The 5,071-nt window shown below is 51.7% G+C and carries 2 protein-coding genes and 1 pseudogene; all 3 read left to right on the forward strand.

All coding sequences use genetic code 11. The features are described from left to right. The first annotated feature begins 198 nt into the window (after positions 1-198). Entirely contained in the window at positions 199-3,267 is a 3,069-nt protein-coding gene (locus tag ACP5D0_RS05205; RefSeq protein ID WP_472364553.1) for a sensor histidine kinase, read from the forward strand. Further along, entirely contained in the window at positions 3,260-4,333 is a 1,074-nt protein-coding gene (locus ACP5D0_RS05210; protein WP_472364554.1) for an HD domain-containing phosphohydrolase, read from the forward strand. The genes ACP5D0_RS05205 and ACP5D0_RS05210 overlap by 8 nt, the downstream gene beginning before the upstream one ends. A gap of 226 nt (positions 4,334-4,559) precedes the next feature. After that, positions 4,560-5,071 (forward strand): annotated as a pseudogene (locus tag ACP5D0_RS05215) (hypothetical protein); the annotation flags it as partial.

Below are 5,071 nucleotides of genomic sequence, written 5' to 3' on the forward strand. Positions count from 1 at the left end.
TGCCTGCTTCGCCTAAAACGCAGCAGGCATTTGAGCTGTTGCGTCGGATTGCCGAGCACGCTTTTTCAATGCCACTCACTCACAACGATTAACACCCAGTAACATTCTAAGGAATCTCTGGAACCTCTGATTGAACCCCAGCTGGATTGAATGATATGTTCTCTAAACAGTTGTTTTCTAACCTATTTTAGGATCGAAATGATGTCGCAAAACGCAAGGCTTTTTTTAACTCTCGACGGTTTGACCGAGCTACGCCGGGTGTTTGATGCACGTCTGCAGGGGTTGTGTGACCGTTATGAAACGGTGCGTCATTTGGCGGTCAGCGCGGCGGATAACCTAGAGGACTCTCGGGTGTCTGCTGAATGGGAAGTGTTTTACGATGAACTGGACGCTTTGGTGTATGCGTTGAAGTCCGTCGGCTTGCACGAACTGGTTAAAACGCTGTCCCAGGTTGAAATGTCGTTGATGGACGCGTCGGTGGAAGCCTTTTGCGCATCCTGGTCTCGGGTGCTAAAGCCCGCTGCGCTTAAAGCGCGTTTGAAGGGCGAATTGGCGCGGATCCAACAACGCATTGAGCAGACGGATGAGCCGCCTCGTTTGTGTTTTTACCGAGTGTCGGATGAGCGCAGAGCCGATGTGATGGCGAAATTGACGGGGCTTAACGTCACTCAGGTGGTGATGACCCGACCCGATGAATGGATGCAGTTGACGCACCGCGACATTCTGATATTGGGCGATTGCGAAAACGCTACTAAGGTTGAGCCGAATTTGGCGGGGGCACTGCCGTTGCACTTTCCGCTCGATCAGGCGGTCTATCTGGCCACAGAGGATGATGTGAACGTGCGCTTGCGTTTGGCGCATCAGGGCGTGACCTATTATTTTATCTGGCCTCAAGACAGTTTTTATTTTCGGCGTCAGTTTTATTATCTGCATCATCGGCTGACGCAAGTGGTGCAGCCGTACCGAGTTTGCCTGATTGGCGACAGCGCGGAATGTCAGGCATTGACCACCTATCTGCAGGGGCTGGGCGTCTTGACGGAACGTCACCAAACGGTTCAGCAGGCGTTGTTCGCGGTTAAGAATGGCTTGCCCAATGGGATTGTTCTGGAGCAGGACGATGCCGCGACGCCTGAGTCGGTACATCTGGCCTTGCATCAGTTCCCCAATGTCAAGCGAGTGCCGGTGTTTCAGTTTCGTGACGTGGTGCCGGTTTTGCACGGCCGCGCCGCTTTTCGTCCCTATTCGTTAAATGTTATTTTGCCGAAGGGCGGACGCCTATCGCAGTTGGCCGCTCAGATATTGGCGCGGCTGGATCACGACCGTGATCAGGCCTACTTGGCAGAGGCCGGTGACAGTGCGCTTCAAAAAGCCTTGGATTTCAAAACCGGCTTGGATGTGCATAACATTATTTCCATAACCGACCGTCGTGGGCGCATTATCGAAGTGAATGATACCTTTTGTCGCGTCAGTGGTTACACGCGGGATGAGCTGGTTGGGCAAAATCATCGCATTGTCAATTCCGGTACCCATCCCAAGTCGTTTTTTGCCGATATGTGGCGCACCATCGCTTCCGGTCGCCCTTGGAAAGGGGAGGTGTGTAACCGCTCGAAATCCGGCGAGCACTATTGGGTGGAGTCCACCATTGTGCCGATTCTCGACAGTCGCGGGCGACCGAAAAAGTATATTTCCATCCGTACCGACATCACCCATCTGAAACAAACCCAGCAAGCCTTAACCGTCAGTGAAGAACGACTGATGCGCAGTCAATCCTTTGCCAATATCGGCACTTGGGAATGGCATATTCAGCGCAATGAACTTTACTGGTCTGAGCGCATAGCGCCCATGTTCGGTGGCGAGGCCACTGAAATGGATGTCTCCTTTGATAATTTTCTCCACCATGTTCACCCAGATGATCGTGAAAAGGTGTTGGAAGCCATTCAGGCTTGTGTGGAAACCGGTGCCGATTACAATGTCGAGCACCGTGTGGTTTGGGAGGATGGCACCGTGCGTTGGTTGCAAGAGCGCGGTGATGTAGTACGCGCCGAATCGGGCGAAGCGGAGCGGATGCTGGGGATTGTTCAGGACGTGACTGAACGAAAACACGCGGAGGAAGCTTTGATGCAAGCCTTGCAGCGAGCAGAAAAAGCCGACCGTGCCAAAAGTGACTTTCTGGCCAGTATGAGCCATGAATTGCGCACGCCGTTGAATGCCGTGATCGGCTATGCCGAATTGCTGCAGTCCGATGAGCTGGGGGCGCACCAGTTGCGTCAGGTTCAGAATATTGCGGCCAGTGGCGAGCATTTGCTGGCATTGATTAATCAGTTGCTGGAGTTGTCAAAAATTGAAGAAGGGGCACTGGATTTAAAGGTGGAACCGTTTTGTCTGGCCGATCTGGTCAAAAGTGCGCTTTCAACCATTGAGCCGATGGCGCAAAAACACCGCATAGACATTCAAGTGCCGCAGTGGCAAGAGTTTGAATTGTCTATCTCGGTGGATGCCTTGCGGTTTAAGCAGGTGATGCTGAATTTGTTGTCCAATGCGATTAAATACAATCGACCCGAGGGCAAAGTGGTGTTGCAGGCACAGTGTTGTGGCAGCGAGGGCGTGAGCCAAGTGCGGCTGTCGGTGCAGGATACCGGCTATGGCATCGCCTCGTCTAAACAAGATCAGGTTTTTTCGGCCTACAAACGTCTGGGGCAAGAAGCTTCGGAAATTGAAGGCACCGGCATCGGTTTAAGCATTACCCGAAAACTGGTGGAAGCCATGGGGGGAAGCATCGGCTTCAGCAGTCAGGAAGGCGAAGGAACCACCTTCTGGGTTCTGTTCCCGTTGGTGGATGCTGGAAGTGTTGAACGCGTTTACGCAGACAGGTTGCCGTCGATAAAAAGGCCGCCGACTTGTCTGAGGGTCTTGTTAATGGATAACCAAGGCGATAATATGCAGACTATGGGGCAGGTGTGTCAGGCTGAAAGCGGGGTGGAGCTGAGCATTGCACCGAATTTGGCACTGGGATTGGAGCGAGCGGCTTCGTTTGAGCCGAATGTTGTTGTGCTGGGAACCGGCTTGAGTGCTGAGGCGGTTCTGTCGGTTCGGAAGCAGTTTCGAGAGGCATTGACGGTGCCGGATACTTGTGTGTTTTATTGGTTGTCGGACGACGATGCGGCGCAAGAAAATGCCGAAATGCCGTTGGCGATGGCACCGACCCGGTTAACGTCTGAATGGGTGCAGGCGATGTTGCGAAAAGTGAAAGAGGATCATCATGCTTAAAAACGCTATGCAGACGGTGCACTTACTGGTGATTGACGACCAGCAAATGAATTTGGATCTCGTTTGTGATTTGTTGCAGAGCGAAGGGTATCGCCATATACATGCCATCAAAGACCCGTTGCAGTTAAACAGCGTTTTGCAGGAGTGGGACATTGATCTGATTTTGCTGGACATTAATATGCCGGTGTTGGATGGCTTTGCGTCGCTGGCGTTGATTCAGCAGGCCTTTGCTGAAGAGGCGACACCGCCTGTGGTGATGTTGACCGCTCAGAACGATCAAGATAACCGCGTTAAAGCCTTGCGAAGCGGTGCCAGTGATTATGTTATGAAGCCGTTTAACCGTTATGAACTGCTCAAGCGTATCGAGATACAGTTGGAAAACTGGCTAATGAAAAAAGCGTTGCGGCAGCAAAATCATGCGTTGGAACACAAGGTTCGGGAAAGAACCCAGGCGCTGGAAGAAGCGCATCATGAAATCATTTATCGACTGGGGCGCGCTGCGGAGTATCGTGACAACGAGACCGGTAATCATGTCAAGCGGGTCAGTTTTTTTTCGGAAAAAATCGCGCTGGAAGCAGGGTTGGGCGAGGCGGTGGCGCACATGATTCGAATCGCCTCACCCATGCATGATGTGGGTAAAATCGGCATTTCCGACTCCATTATGCTCAAACCGGGCAAGCTGACCGATGACGAGTATGCCGAGATGCAGCGTCATGTGGAAATTGGTGGGGAAATTCTGGAAGGGTATAATTCCGAAGTGCTTAAACTGGCGTATGAAATTGCGTTGACGCATCATGAGAAATACAATGGCAAAGGTTACCCGAAAGGCCTGAAAGGTGAGGATATTCCAATATCGGGTCGGATTGTCGCGATTGCCGATGTGTTTGACGCCCTGACATCTGAGCGTCCTTACAAAAAAGCCTGGCCGGTTGAGCGTGCCGCTCAGTTAATCGAATCGGAAAAAGGAGCCCATTTTGACCCTTTTTTGGTCGATTGTTTTCTAAAAGTATTGCCAGATTTGCTGGAAATTAAATCCATTTATTCAGATTCGCACCTATCGGTCTAACCGAAGGGCGCTTCTATTGCCGAACCGCGACCACTTTGCTTGAGGGTTCGGCCAGTGAAGTTGTGTGATGCTTTCACACCTTCAAAAAAACTTCGGCCTCTTTGGCTGATGTGACGAATGGTCGCTCATTCGCTGAACACCCTTTGGTTCGATTCAGTAGGGTATCGTAAAGACAAACAATTTGGAGCATTAAATGAAAAGGTTTCCGGTTCGGATAGGAAAAGGCTTGGCCATATTTGTTTTAAGTGCGGCCGCTAGTGGCGTGCAGGCCGAGCACAACTTTGCTGGCGGCGTCTGGTTCAATTACAACTACACCTATGAAGGCGGCGACAACCCCAACGAAGGCAATATCGGTGATGAAGCGCTGGTGCTGTATGCCGATGGTCAGGCCGACCCGGGTGACGGTATCTGGTCTTATGCGGCAGAGTGGCGCATGGGGCCGGGCAGTTTTACCGATCCGAAACACAATTCCACCGGCAACCAGATGGGTATGCACAAGGCTTGGGTCGGTTTTGATTTGGCGGAAAACAATATCCTGAAAGTCGGTAAAAGCCAAGTGCCCTTCGGTTGGAAAACCTATAACTTCTGGCCTGGCGAAATGTTGATCGGCGGTTATGGCGATCAGATGGACGTGGGCTTGAAATGGCACGGCCAGACCGATTCTTTACTGTACGATGTCGCCTATTATCACCAGGATGATTTTGGCGACACCAGCAGCGACACCATGGACGATAACAA

Source organism: Hydrogenovibrio sp. (assembly GCF_049975065.1).
In the GTDB taxonomy this organism is placed as follows: domain Bacteria; phylum Pseudomonadota; class Gammaproteobacteria; order Thiomicrospirales; family Thiomicrospiraceae; genus Hydrogenovibrio.